This window comes from Paenibacillus mesotrionivorans, assembly GCF_046098205.1.
GTDB classification, from domain to species: domain Bacteria; phylum Bacillota; class Bacilli; order Paenibacillales; family NBRC-103111; genus Paenibacillus_AR; species Paenibacillus_AR mesotrionivorans.
In genome coordinates this window covers 38,032-60,535 of sequence record NZ_JBJURJ010000024.1, presented here as the reverse complement: position 1 = coordinate 60,535, position 22,504 = coordinate 38,032, and the positions used below count along the sequence as shown (strand labels likewise).

General features: G+C 55.5%; 25 protein-coding genes. 13 read left to right on the top strand and 12 right to left on the bottom strand.

The features are described from left to right. Nucleotides 1-177 precede the first annotated feature (177 nt). The 3 genes from ACI1P1_RS27185 to ACI1P1_RS27175 are packed head-to-tail and all read left to right on the top strand — an operon-like array spanning nt 178 to nt 3,776. Nucleotides 178-1,551, top strand: coding sequence for a YheC/YheD family endospore coat-associated protein (locus tag ACI1P1_RS27185; RefSeq protein ID WP_416219685.1), 1,374 nt, complete (start codon nt 178-180; stop codon nt 1,549-1,551). Then, nucleotides 1,552-2,676 carry a YheC/YheD family endospore coat-associated protein gene (locus tag ACI1P1_RS27180; RefSeq protein ID WP_416219684.1) on the top strand — a complete coding sequence of 375 codons (1,125 nt, stop codon included), beginning with the start codon at nt 1,552-1,554 and terminating at the stop codon, nt 2,674-2,676. A gap of 5 nt (nt 2,677-2,681) precedes the next feature. Further along, nucleotides 2,682-3,776 (top strand): YheC/YheD family endospore coat-associated protein, encoded by a 1,095-nt coding sequence (locus tag ACI1P1_RS27175; protein WP_416219683.1) that lies wholly within the window; start codon nt 2,682-2,684, stop codon nt 3,774-3,776. A gap of 105 nt (nt 3,777-3,881) precedes the next feature. On the opposite strand, the gene ACI1P1_RS27170 is transcribed toward ACI1P1_RS27175, so the two are convergent. Beyond that, complete coding sequence (locus ACI1P1_RS27170) at nt 3,882-4,544, bottom strand: HAD family hydrolase (protein ID WP_416219682.1); 663 nt, start codon at nt 4,542-4,544, stop codon at nt 3,882-3,884. A 135-nt stretch (nt 4,545-4,679) separates the two neighbouring features. After that, the gene (locus tag ACI1P1_RS27165) at nt 4,680-4,997 is read right to left on the bottom strand and encodes a hypothetical protein (protein ID WP_416219681.1); all 318 of its coding nucleotides are present in this window, start codon (nt 4,995-4,997) and stop codon (nt 4,680-4,682) included. Nucleotides 4,998-5,283: 286 nt separating this feature from the next. On the opposite strand from ACI1P1_RS27165, the gene ACI1P1_RS27160 reads away from it, so the two are divergent. After that, on the top strand, nt 5,284-5,757 hold the full coding sequence (locus ACI1P1_RS27160) for a GNAT family N-acetyltransferase (RefSeq protein WP_416219680.1): 474 nt from the start codon (nt 5,284-5,286) through the stop codon (nt 5,755-5,757). A gap of 140 nt (nt 5,758-5,897) precedes the next feature. Here ACI1P1_RS27160 and ACI1P1_RS27155 read toward each other — a convergent pair whose 3' ends face one another. Together ACI1P1_RS27155 and ACI1P1_RS27150 are read right to left on the bottom strand one after the other, a co-directional pair. Continuing rightward, nucleotides 5,898-6,788, bottom strand: coding sequence for a YitT family protein (locus ACI1P1_RS27155; RefSeq protein ID WP_416219679.1), 891 nt, complete (start codon nt 6,786-6,788; stop codon nt 5,898-5,900). Then, nucleotides 6,785-6,937: a hypothetical protein gene (locus tag ACI1P1_RS27150; RefSeq protein WP_416219678.1), complete on the bottom strand. Its 153-nt coding sequence runs from the start codon at nt 6,935-6,937 to the stop codon at nt 6,785-6,787. The genes ACI1P1_RS27155 and ACI1P1_RS27150 overlap by 4 nt, the downstream gene beginning before the upstream one ends. 285 nt (nt 6,938-7,222) lie before the next feature. Here ACI1P1_RS27150 and ACI1P1_RS27145 point away from each other — a divergent pair, with 285 nt between their 5' ends. The 4 genes from ACI1P1_RS27145 to ACI1P1_RS27130 all read left to right on the top strand — a co-directional run bounded on the left by ACI1P1_RS27145 (nt 7,223) and on the right by ACI1P1_RS27130 (nt 10,021). Continuing rightward, on the top strand, nt 7,223-7,390 hold the full coding sequence (locus ACI1P1_RS27145) for a hypothetical protein (protein ID WP_416219677.1): 168 nt from the start codon (nt 7,223-7,225) through the stop codon (nt 7,388-7,390). A 149-nt stretch (nt 7,391-7,539) separates the two neighbouring features. After that, nucleotides 7,540-8,172, top strand: a complete 633-nt coding sequence (locus ACI1P1_RS27140; protein ID WP_416219676.1) for a phosphatase PAP2 family protein — start codon at nt 7,540-7,542, stop codon at nt 8,170-8,172. A 508-nt stretch (nt 8,173-8,680) separates the two neighbouring features. Beyond that, nucleotides 8,681-9,748, top strand: coding sequence for a YheC/YheD family protein (locus ACI1P1_RS27135; RefSeq protein ID WP_416219675.1), 1,068 nt, complete (start codon nt 8,681-8,683; stop codon nt 9,746-9,748). A gap of 81 nt (nt 9,749-9,829) precedes the next feature. Beyond that, nucleotides 9,830-10,021, top strand: coding sequence for a hypothetical protein (locus ACI1P1_RS27130; protein WP_416219674.1), 192 nt, complete (start codon nt 9,830-9,832; stop codon nt 10,019-10,021). A gap of 80 nt (nt 10,022-10,101) precedes the next feature. Here the strand turns inward: ACI1P1_RS27130 and ACI1P1_RS27125 are convergent, their stop codons facing one another. From ACI1P1_RS27125 to ACI1P1_RS27115, 3 genes are all read right to left on the bottom strand, one after another. Next, nucleotides 10,102-10,554: a hypothetical protein gene (locus ACI1P1_RS27125; RefSeq protein WP_416219673.1), complete on the bottom strand. Its 453-nt coding sequence runs from the start codon at nt 10,552-10,554 to the stop codon at nt 10,102-10,104. Between the two features lie 3 nt (nt 10,555-10,557). Then, complete coding sequence (locus ACI1P1_RS27120; protein WP_416219672.1) at nt 10,558-11,349, bottom strand: hypothetical protein; 792 nt, start codon at nt 11,347-11,349, stop codon at nt 10,558-10,560. Between the two features lie 113 nt (nt 11,350-11,462). After that, on the bottom strand, nt 11,463-12,026 hold the full coding sequence (locus tag ACI1P1_RS27115; protein ID WP_416219727.1) for an acyl-CoA thioesterase: 564 nt from the start codon (nt 12,024-12,026) through the stop codon (nt 11,463-11,465). A gap of 160 nt (nt 12,027-12,186) precedes the next feature. Between ACI1P1_RS27115 and ACI1P1_RS27110 the strand changes: the two genes are divergently transcribed. Genes ACI1P1_RS27110 through ACI1P1_RS27100 form a run of 3 tightly spaced genes read left to right on the top strand, consistent with a single transcriptional unit; the run spans nt 12,187 to nt 13,305 of the window. Further along, a complete protein-coding gene (locus ACI1P1_RS27110; RefSeq protein WP_416219726.1) occupies nt 12,187-12,402 on the top strand; it encodes a spore coat associated protein CotJA in 216 nt (71 codons plus the stop codon). Nucleotides 12,403-12,424: 22 nt separating this feature from the next. Next, nucleotides 12,425-12,688 carry a spore coat protein CotJB gene (locus tag ACI1P1_RS27105; RefSeq protein WP_416219671.1) on the top strand — a complete coding sequence of 88 codons (264 nt, stop codon included), beginning with the start codon at nt 12,425-12,427 and terminating at the stop codon, nt 12,686-12,688. 47 nt (nt 12,689-12,735) lie between these two features. Then, on the top strand, nt 12,736-13,305 hold the full coding sequence (locus ACI1P1_RS27100) for a manganese catalase family protein (RefSeq protein WP_416219670.1): 570 nt from the start codon (nt 12,736-12,738) through the stop codon (nt 13,303-13,305). An 81-nt stretch (nt 13,306-13,386) separates the two neighbouring features. On the opposite strand, the gene ACI1P1_RS27095 is transcribed toward ACI1P1_RS27100, so the two are convergent. The 5 genes from ACI1P1_RS27095 to ACI1P1_RS27075 all read right to left on the bottom strand — a co-directional run bounded on the left by ACI1P1_RS27095 (nt 13,387) and on the right by ACI1P1_RS27075 (nt 20,452). Beyond that, entirely contained in the window at nt 13,387-15,093 is a 1,707-nt protein-coding gene (locus ACI1P1_RS27095) for a methyl-accepting chemotaxis protein (protein ID WP_416219669.1), read from the bottom strand. Between the two features lie 506 nt (nt 15,094-15,599). Further along, nucleotides 15,600-16,760, bottom strand: coding sequence for a radical SAM/CxCxxxxC motif protein YfkAB (gene yfkAB / locus ACI1P1_RS27090; protein WP_416219667.1), 1,161 nt, complete (start codon nt 16,758-16,760; stop codon nt 15,600-15,602). Between the two features lie 176 nt (nt 16,761-16,936). Next, entirely contained in the window at nt 16,937-18,034 is a 1,098-nt protein-coding gene (locus ACI1P1_RS27085; RefSeq protein WP_416219666.1) for an HD-GYP domain-containing protein, read from the bottom strand. Nucleotides 18,035-18,147: 113 nt separating this feature from the next. After that, the gene (locus ACI1P1_RS27080; RefSeq protein ID WP_416219665.1) at nt 18,148-18,948 is read right to left on the bottom strand and encodes an undecaprenyl-diphosphate phosphatase; all 801 of its coding nucleotides are present in this window, start codon (nt 18,946-18,948) and stop codon (nt 18,148-18,150) included. A gap of 67 nt (nt 18,949-19,015) precedes the next feature. Beyond that, nucleotides 19,016-20,452, bottom strand: a complete 1,437-nt coding sequence (locus ACI1P1_RS27075) for a bifunctional metallophosphatase/5'-nucleotidase (protein ID WP_416219664.1) — start codon at nt 20,450-20,452, stop codon at nt 19,016-19,018. Nucleotides 20,453-20,673: 221 nt separating this feature from the next. Here ACI1P1_RS27075 and ACI1P1_RS27070 point away from each other — a divergent pair, with 221 nt between their 5' ends. Both ACI1P1_RS27070 and ACI1P1_RS27065 read left to right on the top strand, forming a co-directional pair. Further along, on the top strand, nt 20,674-21,435 hold the full coding sequence (locus ACI1P1_RS27070; protein WP_416219663.1) for a molybdenum cofactor biosynthesis protein: 762 nt from the start codon (nt 20,674-20,676) through the stop codon (nt 21,433-21,435). Beyond that, nucleotides 21,432-22,496, top strand: a complete 1,065-nt coding sequence (locus ACI1P1_RS27065; protein WP_416219662.1) for a ThiF family adenylyltransferase — start codon at nt 21,432-21,434, stop codon at nt 22,494-22,496. The genes ACI1P1_RS27070 and ACI1P1_RS27065 overlap by 4 nt, the downstream gene beginning before the upstream one ends. Nucleotides 22,497-22,504: the final 8 nt, after the last annotated feature.

The following is a 22,504-nucleotide window of genomic DNA, read 5'->3' as shown; positions in this document are numbered from 1 at the left end:
AAAACAGGCTCAAATCAGGAATAGCAAACATTTTATATCCTATTCCGAAAGACATTCGGCTTTCTGTCGGAAAGCCCTTAGCTTATGCTTTCGATGCCAGTTTTCGCTTGTGCGAAAACCAAAGCTTATGCTTACGACGCAGGCTTTCCTGTCGGAAAGCCCTTAGGAGGTTCCACCATGAGCTTTACGACATGCTCCATCACGATCAATCGCCAGCCCGGACGGACGGTGATCTTGAGCCGGCCGTTGGCCAAATTCCTGCAGATCTCCTCCGGGCGGAGCGGGACTCTGAAAATCGGCGGCAAATCCGCCGGGGTCACCCTGCGAACCGTTAACCGCCAGGATAATACCATTACGCTGCCCGTCAATCTGGTGGCCGACCTCCGTCTGCCCCGCACCGGCAAATGCCTGATTAAAAGCAACGGCTCAGGCGAGCTGCAGCTGGGGCCGGTTATCGGCATTCTTACCAGCACCGACGGCGGCTCGGGTGCCCCCTTCGGCTCCCGCACCGGCTTCATCCGGGAAATCTTCGCCACAGGCCGCGACAAGGCATTCCATGTGGCCTTTTCCCCCAACCAGGTCAACTGGGATGCAGGCGAGGTTTCAGGCTACACCATTGGCGCGGACGGCAAGTGGATCCGCAAAACCTTCCCGCTTCCCGATGTCGTATACAACCGCCTGCCCAGCCGCCGGGCCGAGAAGCTGGCCAGCATGGAAAATTTCAAGGAGCGTTTTGTGCGCAGACGCATTCCCCTCTTCAACTGGAGCTTCTTCGACAAGTGGGATGTATACCGCCTTCTGGACGGGGAAAGCGATGCCGAGCGGCATGTGCCGGAATCGGCCATCAACCCTTCCCCTGAAGAAATCCGCCGCCTGATGGAGAAGCATAAATTTCTCTATCTGAAGCCCACCGGGGGAAGCCTCGGCATCGGCATCTACCGGCTGACCTACACCCAAGGCCGGGGTTACTTCGCCCGCTTCCGGCGGAACGGCTCGAATATGCTGATCCGCTTCGGCAGCTTTGACGGCCTGATGAAGCTGCTGCGGAGGCATAATATCAATCTCCAGCATTATGTGGTGCAGCAGGGCATCCGCCTCATTGAGCTGGACGGCTGCCCGTTGGATTTCCGCTTCCACATGACCAAAAACGGCGTGAACCAATGGGTGCCTGCCGGGATCGGCGCCAAACGGGCGGGAAGGGGCAGTGTAACCACGCACATCCGCAACGGCGGCGAGCTCTTGACCCCGGAGCAAGCCTTAACCCGGGTGTACGGGGCTTCCAAGGCGGACAGCATGCTGGATACGGCCAAGGAAACCGCCATCAAGCTGGCGGAGGCCATTGAGCGCCGGTACAATCACCCGCTGGGTGAGCTGGGCTTCGATCTGGGTATCGACCAGAACGACCGGATCTGGATGTTCGAGGCCAATGCCAAACCCGGCCGTTCCATCTTCAAGCACCCGGCTCTGAAGGCCTCCGGCAAAGCCACCCTGACTCATCTGTTCAACCATTGCCTCTATCTGAGCCGATTCCGTGCGAGGAGGGAGGGATAAATGGGCATTGTGCTTCATGACGGCTCCCCGCAGCAGGTCATGGCGATATTGACGGTGGAGGATGAGAAGCGCCCTTTCCGGGGCAACCACCAGAATTTTATCGATCTGATCAAAACCGGCCGGGAGCGCGGGATGATGGTGTATGTAACGAGGGTAACAGACGTGAAGCTGGGACAAAAACGCATCAACGGGTTTCAATACCATTCCGAAAGCCGCTCATGGAGCCAGGGAAGCTTCCCGTTTCCGCAGGTTATCTATAACCGGATCCCCAACCGCAAGGAGGAACAGCGTCCAGAGGTGCAGCAGCTTCTGAAGGCTTGCTTGAAGCACTCCCGTGTCCGGCTGTTCAATCCCTCCTTTTTCTACAAATGGACCTTGTTCGAATGGCTGAACAAATCCAAGCAGACCCGCAAGTATGTGCCGTCCACCAGGCGACTCTTCGGACCTTCCGATCTGGAAGCCATGCTGGCCCTCTTCCCGGTGGTCTACCTGAAGCCGGTGAAGGGCAAGGCTGGAGCAGGTATTATGCGGGTGGAACGGAGCAAAACCAAACCCGATGCCTTTGTGCTGCGGGTGCAGGCCACCAAAAACAGCAAAGCCACCTCCTATCCGGCTTTCCCCCGCTTATGGAGCTCCGTCAAGGGGCAGGCCGGGGCGGAGGAATACATCGTGCAGCAGGGCATTGAGCTGGCCCGGTACGAGGACCGTCCCTTCGATTTGCGGGTGCTGGTGCAGAAGAACGGCCAAGGGGAATGGAGCCTGTCGGGGATCGGCGCCCGGGTAGCCGGGAAATCCTCCATTACCACCCATGTTCCCAGAGGCGGCTCCATCCATCAGCCCGAAACGGTGCTGACCGCCGCTCTGGGACCGGAGGCCGCCCGCCATACCTTGTTCAAGGCCAGAATCTCCGCCTTATCCATTGCGCGACAAATCGAGAAGGCCTCCGGCCATTCCCTTGGCGAAATGTCCATGGATTTGGGTGTGGATACCACCGGACAAATCTGGTTTTTTGAGGCCAACTCCCGTCCGATGAAGTTTGACGAGCCGGATATCCGCAAACGTTCGCTGGAGCGTCTGATCGAATACAGCCAATTTATGGCCAAATCCCGAAAAAAGAGCAGGTGATCCGTATGCCGACTCCTACTCTGGGCGTCATGACCCTGTATCTTGACGGCGGCAGGATCGAAGAGTTGTCATATTTCCGCAAGCTGAGCCATACTGCCGACAAAATCGGGCTGGAGCTGTTTGTCTTTACCCCCGAGGATGTAACTCCGGACGGCAAGCAGCTCCGCGCGTGGGTATATAACAAGGAGCTTAACAAATGGGAACGGAAGCTCTCCGACTTCCCGGATATTGTGTATGACCGGTGCCGCTACCAGCGGAATTACCGGTTTCCTCTCCTGCGCAAGTTCCGGGCGGAGCATCCCCAGCTTCTATACATGAGCCGCCCGTTGGTGCACAAGTGGAGCATGCATCAAAATCTCAGCCGGAACCGCCGGCTGAAGCCTTATTTGCCGGAAACGGCCCAGTATCAGAATCCTTCAGATATTCTCCATATGCTGGACCATCATGGACTGGTCTATGTGAAGCCCATTGACGGCACAGGCGGGCGGGGGATCCTGCGGATCGAGCGTCTGGAAAACGGGAATCTCCGGGTCCAGGGCAGGGAAAAAAGCCGCAAGATCATCGCCCCCTTCACCGTTTCCCGCACCCAACTGGGCACCCGACTGGGCAGGTGGAAGCTGTATCCCCGATACCTGGTCCAGCAGGGAATCCGGATTGCGCTGAAGGACGGGCGGATTCATGATTTCCGGCTCCTGATCCAAAAGGACGGCACCGGGCAATGGAAGGTCACCGGCAGCGCCGGCCGCATCGGGGCCAGGCACAGCGTTACCTCCAACCTGCACGGAGGGGGCTCCGCCGTTCCCACGGAAAAGCTGCTGCGGGCCAGGTTTGGCTCCGCAGCCCGGGTGAAGACCATCACCGGCGATATGGAACGACTGGCCTTTCTGACGGCAGAGCATCTGGAGAAGCAATTCGGCTCCTTGTGCGAGCTGGCTCTGGATATTGCCATTGACGAACGGGGCAAGGTATGGCTCCTGGAGATCAATCCCAAGCCCGCCCGGGAGGTTTTCGCCCGCATTGGCAACAAGGATATCTATCAGAAGGCCATCGAGCGGCCACTGGAATATGCCCTGTATCTCTATAAGCGCCAGAACGGCTAGCCCGAGAGTGCTTAGGAAGCATCATCCTATTCAAAAAAGCAGGACCACCGGTTTACCACCGAAGGTCCTGCTTTTGCCATACACGCGATATGGAGTTGGTTTTCCTCAAGCATACAGATCCGGCAGCTCCGCAAAGCTGCGGATGCGCACATGGGAGCCGTCCAGCTCGGAGCCGTCACCAAAACCGGCATAGTCGCAGCCGATGACCGTGAGATTATTCTTCAGCCCCGCCTCCACGTCGGAGGAACGGTCGCCCACCATCCAGGCATCACGGAGGTTGTGGCGCTCCAGCAAAAGCCGGACCAGATCCACCTTGGAGGAGGTCTGATGCTCCCCTGCGCTGTACAGCTCCTCAAACAATGGGGTGATGCCCTTCATCCGGGCAACCCCCCGGACATATCCCTCCAGGCCATTGCTGGCCACAAACAGGCGGATGCCCGAAGCTTTGAGCCGGTTCAGAATTTCCGCCACTCCGGGATAAAGCTCTCCATACCCTTTTTCCAGATACTCCAGTTCATATCTCACAAAAAGCTCATCCGCCCGCTGGCGGACCTGTTCATTGGCATCAGGCAGCACGCGGCGCCAAATTTCCGGCAGCAGCATCCCCAGGCAACCAATAATAATGTTTTCATCCGGCGTTTCGTCCGTGTAGGAGCCTTCTCTGTGCATTTCATCAAATGTGGCATGATAAGCAGGGATCAGCAGAGACTCCGTTTGGAACAACGTGCCGTCCATATCGAAGATCATCGCTTCCGGTTTGGCAAACATGGGACTTGCCTCCAATCAATCGTATGTAGTCTTCGAACCATGCTATTATGAAAACATGCCTGCCCGACCATGTCAATCCGGAGGACCCTATGAAAAAGAAAGGCTGCCGGCCAGATAGCCGCCAGCCTGCGTTCCTTAAATGAAAGGGAAGCCGCCTCCGAAGCCGTAGCCGGGATAACCGAAACCGCCTCCGAAGCCCCCGCCATAGCCGTAACCGGGATAACCATATCCACCATACGCATACGGTCCAGTGCCGATGGCCAGAAGGTCGAACAGCACCAGCGGAAGAACCGCTTTGGTCCGGGCCTTGCCTTTTTTCTGGAGAAGATGGAGCCGGCCGCCGCTGGAGATGCGGACAAGCTTGCCGGAAGCCACGCTGCCATCCTTTTTCAAGCAATACACCTGTTTGCCCACGAGCTTCTGGACATCCTCTATGCGAATCTTTCCTGCCATTGCGCTCTCCTCCTTCGGTCGTGTAGAGTCACTACGCTACCATTCTATGCAGGCCCGGAGCGCCAATCTTGGACAGGAGTGGATATAAGGACCCCCAAAAGTGAAGCGATGCCTGAAGCCGAGTCCGAACTCGCCGGACGAGGCCCCGGATACCAAACCCAATAATGAGGAGAAACTCCGTAGCTTATTACGGATACTTTTGATATGATAGGGAGAAAAAGCTGCGCCTGCGCGAGAATGCGTTGAAGCGGCAGCGCGGCACGCTTAGAGCGAAAGGAAGATAACGATGCCCCTTATTTCTGTCCATTCCGTATCCTACGACCATCCGCATCTGCATCAGCTGATCCGGAATTTAGATGAGGAGCTTCTCGAGCGTTATCCGCCGGAAGAAATTTTTACCCTGGATTTTTCCGATCCTCATGTGCAGGAAATTTCCTTTGCTGTTGCTTATCTGGGCGATATGCCCATCGGCTGCGGCGCCATCCGGCCCCTGGAAGGGGAAGAAGCGGAGCTGAAGCGTTTTTTTGTGGAGCGCCCTCACCGGGGAAGCGGAGCGGCGGCGCTGATTCTGCGGCATCTTGAAGAGAATGCCCTAAAGGACGGCTACCGGATCATCAAGCTGGAGACAGGTCCGGAGCAGCCCGAATCCTTGCGCTTCTACGCCAAAAACGGCTACTACGAAATCCCGCGTTTTGGGCCTTATACGGAATGTCACAGCAGTATGTGTTTTGAGAAAAGACTGCAGCCGGCAAGCGCATAATCATTTCCGGGGAAATAGTTCTTTCAGCCTGGTTGGCGGACATATACATTTGGGCGCCGGGGCCACTTTTCGGCTAAACAAAAGGACAGGCCATTGGGGCCTGTCCTTTTTGGCGAAAATCCAGGATGCATCTGCAAAAATCAGTGGATATCCTTCTTCTTGAAGCGGCCGCCGCGCACGTCATGGATATTGCCTACGGCCACAAACGCATTCTTGTCTATTTCTCCGACGATAGTCTTCAGCTTGGCTTCCTCGATCCGGGTAATGACGCAGAAGATAACGGTTTTGGCGCCTCCGGTAAAACCGCCTTCCCCGTTCATATACGTTACACCGCGGCCCAGCCGCCGCATAATGGCTTCCCCGATATCGCGGTAATCATCGCTGATCACCCACACGGCCTTGGATTCATTAAAACCTTCGATGGTAATATCGATCATCTTATAGGCAATAAAATAAGCGATCAGCGAATACATGGCATGGTCCCAACCGAACACAAATCCGGCACTGCCCAGAATGAAGATATTCAAGCACATGACAAATTCCCCTACAGAGAAGGGAAGCCGTTTGGTGAGAAGGATTGCGACGATTTCGGTGCCGTCAAGAGAGCCGCCCACCCGGATAACCAGACCGACGCCCACGCCGAGAATAACACCGCCAAATACGGCTGCCAGAAGCGGATCAATGGTTAATGGCTTTACTGGATGGAGAAAATAAGTACCGATGGACATGATGGCTACGCCGAACAGCGTGGAGAGGGCAAAGGTTTTGCCGATTTGCTTATAACCGAGGAAGAGAAACGGTAGATTGAAGAAGAAGAGAAATATACCGAGGGGCAGGCCGGTCAGGTGAGAGGTAATAATGGATATACCGGTGATGCCGCCGTCAATAATGGCATTGGGCACCAAAAATATTTCCAATGCTACCGAAACCAGCCCCGCTCCCATCACAAGTAATAGAATTCTGGTCAGAAACTTGGCAGTCGTCAATCTGACATGCCGGGGTTGCTGAAGTACTGCTTGACCTTCCGTCATGAAGATTCCTCCGATTCCTTAGATTCCTTCGTCTGGCTCAGCACGAACTCTACATTCAACTCTTGAAGCACCAGCTCCAGTGCGGTCAGCTGCCCCTGCAGAAAGTCATGCTTATCCGATAAATCCGTTTGCTTCAAGTGGCTTCTCAAGATCCGAATCCTGACCTCCAGTCGTTGGCAGAAGGATTCAACTTTCGATTTACGGTAGGTTTCGGCCATAATACACCTCTATAAAGGATGGTATTCTCCGGGCAGCAGGGAGAGGGAAAATGTTCATACTCCATTGTATACAGATGTATACATCAAGTCAATTGTCTGGAATGAAATTTTATCTGGTCGAAATAGGTAAAAAAATGACGACTTTTTTCCCATGTGCAGGACAAGGCTTCATGCTACAATTTGGAAAATACCTTAATCAAAGGGGCGTTTACGATTATGGATAAAGAAGGCGTAACACAGGAAGAACTCCGGATGCTGTTGTCCGGCGCTCCGGAAAAGGCGGCCTCCACCCCTTCCTCTGCCGCCGCATCTGTACCGTTTTCCTCCAGATTGACCCGCACTCGTGTCCGCAATAAAAAAAGATGGTGGAACCTGTTCCGCTGATTCTCTTGTATCCGACTACCCAAAGACTCATGACAAAATGCGCCCTTCCACACTGTGGAAGGGCGTTTTGGCGTATGCTTGCAGGTCTCCGCCGCAATACGATATCCTAGAGGGCATATGATCTGCCTTATGAAAGGAGCTCTATACTTATGCGCCGTCTCATCCCCACCGGTTTTCCGGCAGCGGCGTTGGCTGCCGCCTGCTGCTTCGGCGCCATCGCCGCCGCTATCCGCCTCCAGGCGTTTCCAGGCCTTGACGAGCGTGTCGCAGCACGGATTCAAGGGTGGGAATCCCCTTGGCTCACTCCGGGTATGATTTTTCTTTCGTGGATGGGGACAGGCCTTCCGCTGGTGCTGTTGACAGCTGCTATCATGGGCCTTCTGTACCGCAAGCTGGGTCTCCGCCGGGAGCTTGGGCTTATCGCGTTTATTGCCTTGGGCTCGGCCTTGCTGAATACCGGGCTTAAACATCTGTTCCGCCGCCCAAGGCCTGAGGTGTACCGGCTTGCGGAAGCCACCGGGTTCAGCTTTCCCAGCGGCCATTCCATGGCTGCTTTCAGCCTGTACGGTCTTCTGGCCTTGCTCCTTTGGCCGCATCTGCGGGGAGTTGCCGGCAGGACGGCGGTGCTTGCTGCCGCCGGTATCCTGATTGCAGCCATCGGGCTCAGCCGGATCTACCTGGGGGTCCACTACCCCAGCGATGTACTGGGGGGATACGCCGCCAGTGCCTGCTGGATCGCCATTGTTCTGGCGCTGTACCGGCGTTTGTCACGGACAGCCTAAGCTCCCACAACTTATCCGGCCTCCGGCATCGGACCAAGTTGTCTGATGCCCTTCCACTGAAGCCCCTTCAATTTGGCTTTGCCAAATTCGAAGCTCCCACAACTTATCCGGCCTCCGGCATCGGACCAAGTTGTCTGATGCCCTTCCACTGGAGCCCCTTCAATTTGGCTTTGCCAAATTCGAAGCTCCCACAACTTATCCAGCCTCCGGCAGCGGACCAAGTTGTCTGATGCCCTTCCACTGGAGCCCCTTCAATTTGGCTTTGCCAAATTCGAAGCTCCCACAACTTATCCAGCCTCCGGCAGCGGACCAAGTTGTCTGATGCCCTTCCACTGGAGCCCCTTCAATTTGGCTTTGCCAAATTCGAAGCTCCCACAACTTATCTGGCCTCCGGCATCGGACCAAGTTGTGGGAGGGTAGGTGGGGGCCGTTCAGCTTGATGCCTCCGCTGCATATGCTGTCCGGACAGCATTGTAGAATCCCTGATGGTCCTGGAGGTTGAGCCTAGATGAAGAACAAAACTGTGGGCATCTTGCTGGACGACGACACCTTCGCGCGTCTCCCCTCGCTCCATACCGGCAACGAGCAGCTTCACCTGTACAACCGTGCCGCCAAGGAGCTGAAGCTGGCTCCTCCCTTTTTTATGAATCTCCGGCGCATTACCGGAAGCTCCGTCACCGGCTATACCTATTCCGGCCGCCGCTACCTCCTGCAGCGCAGATCCCTTCCCCGGGTTGTCCATAACCGGGACCTGGCCCTCCGCCCCCGCATGAACGCCAAGCTTACCCGCCTGGCCCGTTCCTCGCTGGTCTTCAACCGGAAGAACCGCTACAGCAAAACCAAAATCGCCACTATTCTGGCCAAGGACAAGAGCCTGCAGCCTTATCTGCCCGATACGTTCGCTTATTCCTCCGCCCGCTTGGCCCAAACCATGAATAAATACGGCGCTCTCTTCATCAAACCGGCCAGCGGCAGTGTAGGCGACGGAATCGTTAAGCTCAGCCGTGCCGGTCATGACCTGTGGCTGGTCCAATGGAAAAAGCAGCAGAAGTTATCCGGCCCCAAAGCCAGAGCGCTGGTTCACCGGGTAACCGCCGGCAAACCTTATTTGATCCAGGAAGCGGTGATGCTGGCCCAATACAGGGGGAGGCCCTACGACATCCGGGTTTCCGTGCAGAAGGGGCTTTCAGGAGCCTGGCAGATTACCGGCATGGTAGGAAAAGTGGCAGCGCCCGGACGTCATGTGACCAATGTGGCCAAAGGAGGAAGCGTGAAGCGCTGCTCCGTTCTTTTCAAGAACAGCGGGCTTCCTCCAGAGGAAACGGCAAGGGCAGTGGCCCGGGTTTCCCTGCACATCGCAGCCTGTCTGGACAGGCACCTGCCCCGTCTCGCCGATCTGGGGCTGGATATGGGCGTAGACCGGAACGGGAGAGTCAAATTCATCGAGATGAACGGAAGAGACCAGCGTTATTCATTCCGCAAGGCCGGAATGAGCTCTGAATTTTACCGGACCTACCGCAATCCTATGGCATATGGCAAACGGCTTCTTGCCCGCTCAGGCCCTCGTCCCCGGTAAAAATATGAAAACTTCGTGAACGGAGTAACCAAAGCCCACCTTGCGGTGTCTACATTAAATCAAACCCAAAGGAGAGTGTGTATGCGCCCCGGAATTATTTTAAAAGACGATGCAGATTTGGATTATGCCCTTCATTACAAAAGTCAGGTGGAGATTACGCTGTGGGGCCAGGTGGATTACCGCGGACAGCTGAAGGGTTACAACCCGGACGCCGTACAGGCGATGAGCGGTGATTGGTATACCCGCAAGGTTGTGGAGATCAAAACGGTATAATCCCGTTTTTGCTCCGAATAGATAAGAATGCCCGATGGCTTGATGGCGCTAGGATGCCTTCAGGCCATCTTTTTTGACCTTTATTCCATTTTGGCTAATCCCAGCGCAAGATGCTCCCACAGCAGCGGTTCAATCCAAGCTGCATCTGTTTCCCCGCAGTTGATGATCAGGATCACCTCCGACCGTTTGCCCTTCAGCAGCCGCCGCTTTTTTTTGGCCACCTTATGAATAAACAGGTCGATGGCCACCCCCGTCACAAAACCCGATGCCCCCCCAATCAGCCCCCAATACACAGGCCCCCATTCCAACTCAAAGCCGCGGCTGGCCCCCACAACGGAGAGCAAAGCCGCCAGGACCATCCCCTTGCCCATCAAGGTAGCCCCGTCCGAATAATGAAGGGTGTCCAACAGACGCCGCTCCTCCGTCCGGTTGTCCAGCGGAAGGGCGAATAAATCGGAAATCCCCCGTTCCTTAAGCTGGGACAGTGCCATCTCCAAAAACACAGTATGCTCGAATGTGGCCACAATCTGCATCGGTTACACCACCTTGTTTCCTTTCCTGACTCGGAAGCCCTTAGGCTGGAAATTCTGGCGCAGGAAGTTCTTCTGTTCGGATTCGAACAGCTTATTATTCTCTACCGTGTTGATATAGGCGTCATAGATGGAGAAAAAATAAAAGGAGGGAAAATACAAAAGCCATTGAGCATCCAGCACCTGAATGGATTGCTCCAGTTGACCCAGGATCATAAAATGAATCGCTTCATAGAGGTGGGAATAGTAAATCAGAACGACGCCCATCACCAGATTGAAAAATCCGAGAATAAACCGGTTGATGTACAATTGTCCGACGCTGGGGATGGCCAAAGAGCACATAATGGCGGCCAGCGGATTTTTTTTGTCCAAGTAGTTGATCTCCAGCGCTCCCAGACTGAAGCTGTTAAAAGGCGCATTTTCCCGTTCGGCCAGAATATAGATTTTGTTCATGTCCACTGTGGTGCGGTAGCTGTCCCAGATGGCAAACAGATATACCGGAATGTATAAATGCAAAATCCGCATATCCAGCACCTGCTTCGCCTCCTCCATTCTCCCCGTGAAGGAATACACCATAGCCAGATTCAGCTGAATGCGCTGGTTGATAAAAAGCTCCCAGGCTACCAGCAGTACACCGCGCACATATTTGGATAAAATGAGGTGCCCGAAGCCCGGAAAAATGACGGACCACATGGCTACCAGATAGGGGCTTTTGAGATGAAGCTGGCTAATCCCGAAAATATTCACATGCGCCTTGTACCGCCGGTACCGATTGGAGCTGTTCACGTAATTATCCATTGCCCCACCCCTTTTTTATCCGTATTATTTGCAATTCCCCCCATAAAATCCATTGCGCAACAAAAAAACACCCCTCCACATGGCTTAGGGGTGTTGTCCTTCTAAATGATCACTTATTCAGCCGGTCCCGGCGTTGGCTCACCTGCCGCGGCAGTGGACGGGAGGTCCCAGGGACGCCGGGTACCGAAGACCTGGGCCAGCCGTTTGCTCTCCTGCCGCCGCTCCTTGCGTGCCGAAGCCCGGGCCGGTGCGGAATTGTGAAGCTGGAGCTCCTCGGGGGTTTCGGGAATCACCTTGTCCACCTCGGTAGGCCGCCCGTCATCGCCCAATGCCACGAAGGTCAGGAAGGAAGTGGCGCATACCTTCCTCTCTCCCGTCAGCAGATCCTCTCCAATCACCTTTACAAACACCTCCATGGAGGTTTTGTGGGTCCAGGTGACAAAAGCCTCCAGGCATACCTCATACCCCACCCGGATGGGATGGAGGAAGTCAATGGAGTCCGTAGAGGCCGTCACAATCGGCCTGCGGGCATGGCGCATGGCTGCACGGGCTGCCACATTATCAATGTACGTCATGAGCTTGCCTCCATATAAGGTCTGGTGATTGTTGGTATCCGGAGGGAGCACATAGCTGGATTGGACGGAACGGGAAGCATTGCAGGTTTTGGCGCCGATCAGATCTGACAAGATAAACCGCCTTCCTTCTCAAAAAATTTTGGCTTGGCCCAAGGGAAGCGGGTTAACAGGTTTTCCCCTGCGGCCACATATAGATAAGCGTAATGAACTGCGAATTCATTCCAACGTAAGGGGGATTGGCCTTGTGAAAGCAGCACTGCCGATGAATCCGGTTTGCCAATTCAGGATGTACCAGCCGTATGTAGGTCCTTGTGATCCTTGTCCGCCCATGTGTGTCAAAACGTACAACACGCCTCCTCAGCTGTTTATTCCCTTCCAGCCTATGAACCTGCCCCAATTCAGCCCTTGTGAAGCGCTGAAGGTAGGCACGCTGTGGCCGGCCCTGTACGGGCCTTATCCCGGTCCCCCCGTCAAATAGAAGGAACAGGAGGTGTTTGTCCATGCAAAATCCACTGCCGGAAGAATATTACTGCATGCTGAAGGAGCTGCAGGAGATCGATTTCGTAATCGTCGAGCTGAATCTCTATCTGGATACCCATCCGATGGATAATCTGGCTCTTCAACAGTTTAACCAAATGGCGCAAAAGCGGCAACTGCTTGCCCAGCAATTCGAGCTGAAATTCGGACCGCTGATGAATTTCGGGCACAGCTACAGCCGCAGCCCGTGGCAATGGAACGACGCTCCCTGGCCCTGGCAGGTGTGACCCTGGTCCTGGCACAGGAGAATGGTTAAAGAGGAGGAGAAATTTCCATGTGGGTGTATGAAAAGAAGCTTCAATATCCTGTACGGGTCAGCAAGTGCGACCCCAATATGGCCAAATACCTAATCGAGCAATATGGCGGGGCGGACGGCGAGCTGGCCGCAGCATTGCGCTATATGAACCAGCGGTATACCGTGCCGGGTAAAATCATCGGCTTGTTAAACGATATTTCCACCGAGGAACTGGCCCATTTGGAAATGATCGCCACGATGGTCTATAAGCTCACCAAGGACTGTACGCCCGAACAGCTCAAAGCGGCAGGGCTTGGGGACCATTATGTGAACCATGACAAGGCGCTGTTCTATCATAACGCAGCGGGTGTGCCCTGGACGGCTGCCTACATCCAAGCCAAGGGCGATCCGATAGCAGACCTGTACGAAGATATTGCCGCTGAGGAAAAAGCCCGGGCTACATACCAGTGGCTGATTGATCTGACGGATGATGTGGACCTTCAGGATAGTCTGAAGTTTTTAAGAGAGCGGGAAATTGTGCATTCCTTGCGTTTCCGGGAGGCCGTCGAGATTCTGAAGGCGGAGCGCGAAGCGCAGAAAATTTTCTGATATCCCCGCATATTCCCCTCCTCGGGCAGCATACTGCAGAACAAGCCATCCCGCCCGGGATGGCTTGTTTGATGTTTATCCCTATACCTTAAACTGGTCAATGAGGTTCTGCAGCTCCTCGGCCAGCTTGGACAGGTAATTGGCGGAGGCGGTAATCTCCTCCATCGTCGCCAGCTGCTCCTCAGAGGCGGCGGAAGCGTTGTGTGTCCCTTCGGCAGTGGTGTCCGCTACGGTCAACAGCAGCTTCACGGATTCCACCAGCCGCACGGAGCCGTCGGAGATATGGGAAACGGATTGGGATACCTGTTCGATCCGCTCCGCCGTTTCGGTAGCCGAGGCCCGAATGGTGCCGAAGGCTTCGCCTGCGGAATGCACCATGCCTGCACCCTCCACCACCTCACGGGAGGTACTGTTTACGGTTAGGGCCACTTTTTCCATCTGCGTGAGGATCACGGTAACCAGCCCCGTAATCTGTTGAGCCGAACGGCTTGATTGCTCCGCCAGCTTGCGGATGGAATCCGCCACCACAGCAAAACCTCTGCCCTGCTCCCCTGCCCGTGCCGCCTCGATGGCCGCATTCAGGGATAACAGATTGGTTTGCCCCGCTATGTCCGTTATTACTTCCACAATAGAGCCGATTTCCTTGGAATGCTCACCCAACACCTGCACCGTCTGGGACAGCTCATCCATGCTGAAGCTGATGGCGTTCATCTGCTCTTCAGCGGTAATGGCGGAATGGAGACCCGACTCCGCTTTGAACGCCGTATCCGCCGCCGAAGCGGTCACATCAGTGGCATTGCTGGAAATCTGCTGAACCGCCTGGGACATCCGGTTGATGATCTCCGACGTTTCCTCCAGGCTCTTCAGCTGGCGGTCCGCACCGGCAGCCAGGTCCTGGGATACCAGCGCAATCTGCTCACTGGCCTTCCCCGTCTGCTCGGCGCTTGCCGTCAGTTCCTGGGAGGAAGCGGCCACAAGCACAGAGGTTTGATTAACCTCCTGAATGAGCTTGCGCAGATTAATGGCCATCCCGTTCATGTCATTCACCAGAACGCCGACCTCATCCTTGCTGCTGTAATCCAGCGGCTCGACTGTCAAGTCGCCCTTGGCAATCCGGTTCACGTGGGCGGACAGCTTCACCACCGGACGCACCATACGGCGGATAACCAGATAAATCAGGACAACGCCCACCAGAAGAGCAATCATCCCCGTGATCACAGGGGCTACCACCGTATCCATGGTCCGCTCCTGGATAATGGAGGCATCAAAGTTGATGGCCATCAGTGCGATAATTTCTTTATTGGGGTCGTGGTCCTTGAAGATGGGCCCGTAGCCGGTCATCAGCTTCTCGCCGCCAAACTCATACACATCCGAATAAATGTTTTGATGGTTGCTGTGGTCCGTTCCCTTGAAGGCGGCCTTCACAGCATCATCCATATAATACTGCGTTCCCGCTTCAATCCCGTGTCCCTTCATACGCTTGTCCACGGCCAGGACTTTACCGTTCAGATCCAGCAGGAAGGCTTCCTTAAAAATCGCCTTGTGGTCCGCTGTCCAATTCAGCCGGGTTTCAATATCCGCCAGTCCGCTGGTATCTCCCTTCACCAGCTTCTCGACAGCGGCCGGGTCTACCAGCCCTGTGGTAATATTGGCACAGCCGACAAGCTCTATCCCGACTGCTTCCTTGACTTGATCATACGCAACGTCGTAGCCGATGAAAGCGATGGCGGCACCTACAAAAATCAATACGGCAACTACTGCAGAAGTTAATTTCCCCGCAAAATTCATCCTTGTTCTCCTCACCGCCTGCTTCAGGCCATATAGACTATAGATGAGAATAATTATAACTCAAATTTTATCGAATTTCATCGAATTATTTATTAAAATCCAATTAAATTGTGTAAAATGGAATTATTATCATGTTCATAGTGTAAAGAACAAAAAACGGACATTCCCAAGAGGGATGCCCGTTTTTTGTGGCGTATGAGAAGGCTTGTTTGTGTGCTGTGCCCAAAGGCTGCCCCGAGCCGGACCATGAGCCAGAAGGTCCGGGACAGTACGAGGCCGAAACTGCCCGGCCAATGGCAGGTGGTGCTGCCAGGTTGAATGTATTGCGCAGCCTGAGCGTGTTTAGCATACATTTTATGTACGCTATTTGGTGATTTACATCGGTTTACGCCAATAGCATACATTTGCGGTGCGCTATCATGATCTTGGCTGCTTCTTCAGCTGCACTATCATGATCATCATGCTCTTTATCGTTTTCTCCAGATACGGTCTTCTACCCTCTGGCACTAAACCGGCAGAACGAGCTTACTTCCGGAGACTTCCCCCGGCGCCTTACGGCGGGTGAAGTCCTCATTGCGGTAGTACGTATCCTTCACCAGCAGATTAGGCCCGCAGCAGGAAGCGGTTGGGCAATGGCAGCTTACCGTGCGGGAGAGGGAATGGTCCAGCCAGGTCCCGAATACATCCTCCAGCCGGTCCTGCTTGATATTGCCAAGGGGCGGAAAATCCGCAAAATCCGTCACATGCACATTCCCGTCGAACAGACTGACATTCAGACGGTTCCGGCCATCCGGGTCATTGCGGACCGTCACCTGCGGCGCAGCCTTCAGACGCTCCAGCAGTCGACGGTCCTCCTCACTGTTCGTGCAGGCGAAGAAGGGAAGGGTGCCGAACAGCATCCATACGGACGGGTCTCTTGCGTCCAGCAGCCGGTGGATGGCCTGCCGGAGCTCATCTAACCCCAGCACCGGCAGATGCCGGGCAAACGCACTGGGATACATGGGATGGACCTCATGCCGCTTACAGCCCATCTCCACAATCAGCCGGTGGATGTCCGGCAGCTTCTCATGGGTGCGGTAATTGATCATACTTTCGGCGGATACGAACAGGCCTCCCCGGGCCAAGGCACGGGCATTGTTCATCATCTGCTCGTACAGCCTGGCGGCGGAGCCGTTGCCGGTAGGGTTCTCTGCACGGGCAAACCCGATCTCCCGGAATTCCTCCGCTCCGGTATAATTATGGGAAATGTGAAGCACATCCAGATAAGGCGCAATCTCTTCATAACGCTCCAGGTCCATGGTAATGTTGGAGTTCAGCTGGGAACGGAGTCCCCGCTGCCTGGCATAGCGCAGAAGCGGAATAATCACATTGCGCACCGTATCTCTCCGGAAAGCCGGCTCTCCGCCGGTGATGCTTATGGTTTCCAAGTGGCTGATCTCTTCCAACCGGTGCAAGAGACGGTCAAGCGGCAGCATATCCCCTTCTTTTGTCACAAGGCTGTCCCCCACGGCGCAATGCTCACAACGCATATTGCACAAATGCGAGACGGTTACCTCCACACTGGTCAGCGTATGCCTGCCATAGCGCATCAGACTGTTAATGGGGTCCCATGGATCATAGTCAGGACAAATCTCCGGCACCGCTGTGTTCCGGTCTAGCTCGATCATTGTACACTCTCCTTATACCGACTCTATCCGACTCTATCATCCATTTTACTCAATAATGATTCTAAAGGAAACCCCAAACATAAGAAAGCCGGCAGGCTTTTTTTCGGAACAGGAGGAATGAACACAGCTCATTTTCCCGCCGCTCCTTGGGCCTGCCGGCTTCTATCAGCCGCCGTTCAAAAGGATTCCACATCATTGACAGTCTCAATCATCAAGGTCAGTTTTTTGGACAAATCCACTTCGTAGGGTGCCGGAAGCTCCTCGCCGCCTTCATTCTTCAGGATGCGGATAACCGGGCGGTGGGGGTACGCCGCATTCAGATCCACCACAACACCGGACTCTCCGGTATTCAGCTTCACGGAAACTCCTAAGGGATAGATGGCCACCTTGTCCCGGAACAGCTCCACCTTATCCAGGTCAAACTTGACCCCTGCTTCCGTATAGAGAATCTCCATCACCTGATGGGGGAGCATGGCGTTACGGTAGACCCGGTGAGTGGTCATCGCATCATAAGCATCTACCAGACCGATCCACTTGGCATATTCCAGAATCTCGTAGCCTTTAAGAGAGCGGGGATATCCGCTGCCGTCCAGACGTTCGTGATGCTGCAGAGCGCAGTGGGCGGACAGAAGGGGAATATTAGGCTCATCCTTAAGCATCTGGAAGCCCAGAACCGCATGCTGCTTCATGCTCTCAAATTCCTGATCCGACAGCCGGCCCGGCTTTTTGAGAATGCTCAGATCAATCTTGGTCTTGCCGATGTCATGCAGGAGCGCACCTAACCCCATCGTCTGGAGCTGGTCCCGGTTGTAGCCATTGGCCATCCCCAGCAGGGTGGCGTAGATACAGACATTCATGGAATGCTGGAAAAGATAGTGATCCGTAATCTGCATCACCGTCAGCATAATCATCGCATTCTTCTGATGGCTGAGGTCATCGATAATCATACTGAGAATCTGGCGGAAGTCCTTGCTCAAGGCACCGACCTGCGCCGGCTTCTTGCGGCTGGAATCATCCATCAGCTTTCGGAAGTGGGAACGGATCACCTTGGTGGCGGCCTGCCGGGTTTCATCGGTTAACAGCTCAGGGATGGCAATATCGTCTGTCCGCGGGTCGTCGATGTACAAGAAGTCAATCCCGTGCATGGACAAACGCCGGAGCATGGTATCGGTCAGCTCCACATGTTCCGCCAGCAGAGTAATGCCTTCCTCGTTGTAGATATTCCTGCCAAGCTTCATCCCCGGCTTGCAAACGGTGATCGGCAATAAGCGCATCGTGATGTCCTCGTTCCTTCAATTAAACTTCATCGTCTGATAGTAATGTAAAACAATCTGCTGGAAAGAGCAATATGAAATCAAGAGTATCTAAAAACGGATTCAAGTGTGGTTTAAAAAATGAAATAAATAAACACCACGGCAGCCAGCACAAACCGGTAGTAGGAGAAAACCGTCAGCTTCAAACGGCCGACCAGCTTGATGAAGGTCGATACGGCCAGCAGCGCCACGACAAAGGACACCACAAAACCCACCGCGAAGAACAGCGCGTCATCCATGGTCATCATCGAATAGCTCTTCAGCAGTTCATAACCGCAGGCCGCCGTCATAATGGGCAGCGCCATAATAAAGGTGAAATCCGCCGCCGCCGCGCGGCTGGTACCCGCCAGCATGCCGCCGGCGATGGTGGACCCGGAGCGGGAGAAGCCCGGCCACAGGGACAGGATTTGGGAGATACCGATAAAGAAGGCCTGCTTGTATGTAATCTGATCCATGGTGTCCGCAGTAACGTCAGGCTGGATTTTCTCCGCCACCATCATGAAGATGCCGCCGACCACCAAACTGATAATCACCGTTTCCGGCATAAACAACAGCTTGATGTAATCCCTGAACACATAAGCCAGCCCCAAGGCCGGAACGATGCCGATGGCAATGTGGATCAGGTTCAGCTGCGGCCCCTGCGCCTGCTTGGCGCTTTTATCCTTGACGCCGAACAGTCGGAGCACCTTCCTCCAATACAGCACCGCAATGGCCAGAATTGCACCCAACTGGATGATAACCTCGAAGCTTTCCGCTTTGGCCCCGGTGAAATTCATGGCATGGCCGGCAATGATCATATGGCCTGTGGAGGAGACGGGTAGAAATTCCGTCAAACCCTCGATTATTCCGATAATGATTGCAATCCAAAGACTCATTGGAACCTCCTGAACAAAATAATGTGCGCACCTTCGGCTATATCGTTTTCATTGTAAAGGACGGGCCTTACGGGGACAAGTGAAATCTCGCCATCCGGCACCGCCGCAGCGCCTCCGGATCATTCAGTTCCATCTCCAGCACATGCCGCAGGAAATCCGGGAGGAAATATTGGGGATCCCGTCCCTTCAAGCTCAGATACCCGGTGCCGAAGGTGAACATATCCCCCGTCGCTACCCGGTATTCCCCATCGGGAAGAAGCGGCTCCCCCTTATGGAAGACGGAGGTGATGCGTGAATAAGGCTCCCGCCCCGGATCCCAATAGATCTCCAAGCCGTCCACACAAAGCCCGCCCAGCATCTTCCCGCGGAAGCCGTTCCCGTACAAGGGGAGATTCACGAACTCCGCCATAAGCGATTCCTCCAGTGCTTGCCGCAGCTCCTCTCCGGTAAGAGTGGTGATGCAGCTGTTGACCGGAGACGGGCAAAGCTCCAGCAGGATCTCCCGGGTAACCGGCCCCGGCAGGAGGCTGGTCAGCAGCTGGCCGGAATTAATCAGCGCCAGCTCCGCCCCCGTTTGTTTGCGGATGCCGGCAGCCAGCAGATTGCCAAGCGGCGAATCCCGCTCCCAATCCACGGCCAACCCCTCGGCCAGCGTGGCAATGCTCTCCTGCATCACCGCCCCTGCCTCCTGTGCCCACAATTCAATAAGAGCCTTTACCGCCGGATCCTCTTCCTCCTGCCGGGTCTCGTGAAGACGGCCCTCCACCTGAAGCAGACTACCGGTATCCGGATCAAAGGAGAGCTCCAGCTCCCCCACGTATCTGCCCTTGGAGCCGGCGGCGCAGAGGATGGTGCGCTCATGCAGCAGCGGTTCCTCCAGCACATGATGGGTGTGCCCGCCGATAATCACATCAATCCCCTCCACCTCCTCTGCCAGCCGCTTGTCGTTGCGCAGACCCAGATGGGATAGGACCACAACGGCATGGGCTCCCTCCTGCCGAAGGTGGTCGACCTCCCTCCTCAGCGCTTCAATGGGCTCATCCACATGCCAGCCCAGCAGGTGGTAGAAGATCGGATATTGGGCGGTGGCTCCTGTGATGCCGATACGCAAGCCGTTCCTCTCCCACATGAGCCGGGGCTTCATCCATTCCGGTGCCCTGCCTGTCTCCCGGTCGCGCAGATTGGCCGCCACCACGCAGAAGGTTGTCCCTCCCCCGAACAGCTCTTGAAGCCTTTCCTTGGTAAACGTCAGTCCTTCGTTGTTGCCCAGCGTCACCACATCATAACCGGTGGCCTCCAGCACCTCCAAGTGCGCGGAGCCCGCACCAGCCTCTGTAATGGTGCTCATCCTGTCCATATGATCGCCGCAATCCGCCACGATTACCGGGACGGCGGGATGGCTTGCACGGAGGCGGGCGATCGCCCCCGCAACTTGCGGCATAACCTGGAAGGAGCTGTGAATATCGTTGGTATGCAGCAGCACAACCTTCTCCGGTTTTTTCATCGGTTCATCAACCAGCCTTCTTGTGAAATACTTCGATTGCCCCATAAATTATGATATAGTACAAGATAACTGTGCGGCTTCTCTACCGGACTCCAGCATGCCGCCAAAAAATCGCTTCTATTGAAGGAATGTCCAATTCTATAGCTTATGCTAACAATAGCAGAGTCCATGCCTGTTGATCAAATAGCCGGACCCTGCCTTTCATTTTCAGGAGGTGCACCATGCAACTGACCATCCAGATTTTCGCCGGGCTGGCGGACAAGCTGGGCGGAACCGCCGTTACCGTCACAACCGGCGGGAACCGCATCACTGCCGGCGAGCTGAAGCAGCATCTGGCCAAGGAGTACCCCCATGCCGCCTCCTCGATAGCGGTTTCCTTCCTGGCCCGCAACCACGCCTACGCCCAGCCTGAGGACGAGCTTCATGAAACCGATGAGCTGGCCCTGATTCCTCCCGTATCCGGCGGTTCCCCCGCACCGTCTGAACAGGTGCCCGAGTACGGAGAGCGGTTCGAATTAACCCGGGAGCCCTTGGTGCCGGAGCATACCGCCGCCAAAACAACCCACCCGAACTGCGGCGCCAACCTTACCTTTACGGGCACTGTCCGCGAGCTAACCGGCGATTTGCATACGGAAGCGCTGGAATACGAGGCGTATGCCCCGATGGCCCTGGCTACGCTCCGGCAGATCGGAGATGAGGTTGCTGAACGCTGGCCCGAGACCCGCTGCGCCATTACCCACCGGCTGGGTCTCGTGGAAGCGGGGGATGCCAGTGTGGTAATCTCCGTATCCGCTCCCCACCGGGATGTCTGCTATGAAGCCAGCCGGTATGCCATCGAACGTTTGAAGCAAATTGTCCCCATCTGGAAAAAAGAAGCGGGACAATGGAGCCATCCCCAGGCCGGCTCCGGCAGCACAGCCCCTTCCGGCAGCATGTGGAACCCCCTTGTCCTGCCAGGCGGCGGAGAGGAGCAGCCACGATGAGCGCAACTGGACATCCGGTCTCTTCCGGGGAAGTGCCGGGCCGTTATTCCCGGCAGGTGCTGTTCGGGCCGTTGGGAGAGCCCGGCCAACTGAAGCTGATGGACTCCCGTGTGGCCATTGTGGGCATGGGCGCCTTGGGAACCGTGCTGGCTAACCATATGGTGCGGGCCGGTGTGGGCTACATCCGGCTAATCGACCGGGATTTTGTGGAAGAGAGCAACCTGCAGCGCCAGATGCTCTATGAGGAGGCCGATGCCGCCGATTCCCGGCCCAAGGCTGCGGCAGCCGCAGAGCGTTTGGGCAGAATCAACAGCCTGGTGACGATAGAGCCCCACGTGACCGATCTGAACCCGTCCAATGCGGAGGAATTGCTGACCGGTGTTCACCTGGTGCTGGACGGCAGCGATAACTTCGCGGTCCGTTTCCTGATCAATGATGTCTGCGTGAAGCACAGCATCCCCTGGATCTATGGCGGAGCAGTCAGTGCCCGCGGTGTCATGATGACCATACTGCCAGGCACTACCCCCTGCTTCCGCTGCCTGTTCCAGCAATCTCCCGATCAGGGCGCCCTGGAAACCTGCGACACGGCGGGAGTGCTGGGCTCCATTATCCATGTGGTGGCCTCCTACCAGGCTGCCGAAGCGCTGAAGCTTCTGAGCGGCAACCATAGCGCGATGAATAAGGGAATGCTCCATTTTGACCTGTGGCATAATTTCCAGGGCGGGATGGACATGTCGGCTGCCCGTTCACCGGAATGCCCCTGCTGCGCAAACGGCCAATACGACTACCTGTCGGCGGAGCTGGAGGGCGAAACCCTTCAATCCCTCTGCGGCCGCAACGCCGTGCAGATTGTGCCTGTCCACCCCCGCAAGCTTAATCTGGAGGAGCTGGAGCAAGCGCTCAGACACTCCGGCACAACAGAGCGCAATGCTTTTTTGCTGAAATACAAATCGGACAACGGCCTGACCCTGGTGCTTTTCCCTGACGGAAGAGCCATGGTTCAAGGGACGGACGATCTGACGGCGGCCAAATCCTTTTATAGCAGATATGTTGGCATGTAAGGGCATTT

Coding starts and splice junctions, on each gene's coding strand:
- ACI1P1_RS27185 (WP_416219685.1), top strand. CDS start 178: ATGAGCTTTACGACATGCTCCATCACGATCAATCGCCAGCCCGGACGG.
- ACI1P1_RS27180 (WP_416219684.1), top strand. CDS start 1,552: ATGGGCATTGTGCTTCATGACGGCTCCCCGCAGCAGGTCATGGCGATA.
- ACI1P1_RS27175 (WP_416219683.1), top strand. CDS start 2,682: ATGCCGACTCCTACTCTGGGCGTCATGACCCTGTATCTTGACGGCGGC.
- ACI1P1_RS27170 (WP_416219682.1), bottom strand. CDS start 4,544: ATGTTTGCCAAACCGGAAGCGATGATCTTCGATATGGACGGCACGTTG.
- ACI1P1_RS27165 (WP_416219681.1), bottom strand. CDS start 4,997: ATGGCAGGAAAGATTCGCATAGAGGATGTCCAGAAGCTCGTGGGCAAA.
- ACI1P1_RS27160 (WP_416219680.1), top strand. CDS start 5,284: ATGCCCCTTATTTCTGTCCATTCCGTATCCTACGACCATCCGCATCTG.
- ACI1P1_RS27155 (WP_416219679.1), bottom strand. CDS start 6,788: ATGACGGAAGGTCAAGCAGTACTTCAGCAACCCCGGCATGTCAGATTG.
- ACI1P1_RS27145 (WP_416219677.1), top strand. CDS start 7,223: ATGGATAAAGAAGGCGTAACACAGGAAGAACTCCGGATGCTGTTGTCC.
- ACI1P1_RS27140 (WP_416219676.1), top strand. CDS start 7,540: ATGCGCCGTCTCATCCCCACCGGTTTTCCGGCAGCGGCGTTGGCTGCC.
- ACI1P1_RS27135 (WP_416219675.1), top strand. CDS start 8,681: ATGAAGAACAAAACTGTGGGCATCTTGCTGGACGACGACACCTTCGCG.
- ACI1P1_RS27130 (WP_416219674.1), top strand. CDS start 9,830: ATGCGCCCCGGAATTATTTTAAAAGACGATGCAGATTTGGATTATGCC.
- ACI1P1_RS27125 (WP_416219673.1), bottom strand. CDS start 10,554: ATGCAGATTGTGGCCACATTCGAGCATACTGTGTTTTTGGAGATGGCA.
- ACI1P1_RS27120 (WP_416219672.1), bottom strand. CDS start 11,349: ATGGATAATTACGTGAACAGCTCCAATCGGTACCGGCGGTACAAGGCG.
- ACI1P1_RS27110 (WP_416219726.1), top strand. CDS start 12,187: ATGAATCCGGTTTGCCAATTCAGGATGTACCAGCCGTATGTAGGTCCT.
- ACI1P1_RS27105 (WP_416219671.1), top strand. CDS start 12,425: ATGCAAAATCCACTGCCGGAAGAATATTACTGCATGCTGAAGGAGCTG.
- ACI1P1_RS27100 (WP_416219670.1), top strand. CDS start 12,736: ATGTGGGTGTATGAAAAGAAGCTTCAATATCCTGTACGGGTCAGCAAG.
- ACI1P1_RS27095 (WP_416219669.1), bottom strand. CDS start 15,093: ATGAATTTTGCGGGGAAATTAACTTCTGCAGTAGTTGCCGTATTGATT.
- yfkAB (WP_416219667.1), bottom strand. CDS start 16,760: ATGATCGAGCTAGACCGGAACACAGCGGTGCCGGAGATTTGTCCTGAC.
- ACI1P1_RS27085 (WP_416219666.1), bottom strand. CDS start 18,034: ATGCGCTTATTGCCGATCACCGTTTGCAAGCCGGGGATGAAGCTTGGC.
- ACI1P1_RS27080 (WP_416219665.1), bottom strand. CDS start 18,948: ATGAGTCTTTGGATTGCAATCATTATCGGAATAATCGAGGGTTTGACG.
- ACI1P1_RS27075 (WP_416219664.1), bottom strand. CDS start 20,452: ATGAAAAAACCGGAGAAGGTTGTGCTGCTGCATACCAACGATATTCAC.
- ACI1P1_RS27070 (WP_416219663.1), top strand. CDS start 20,674: ATGCAACTGACCATCCAGATTTTCGCCGGGCTGGCGGACAAGCTGGGC.
- ACI1P1_RS27065 (WP_416219662.1), top strand. CDS start 21,432: ATGAGCGCAACTGGACATCCGGTCTCTTCCGGGGAAGTGCCGGGCCGT.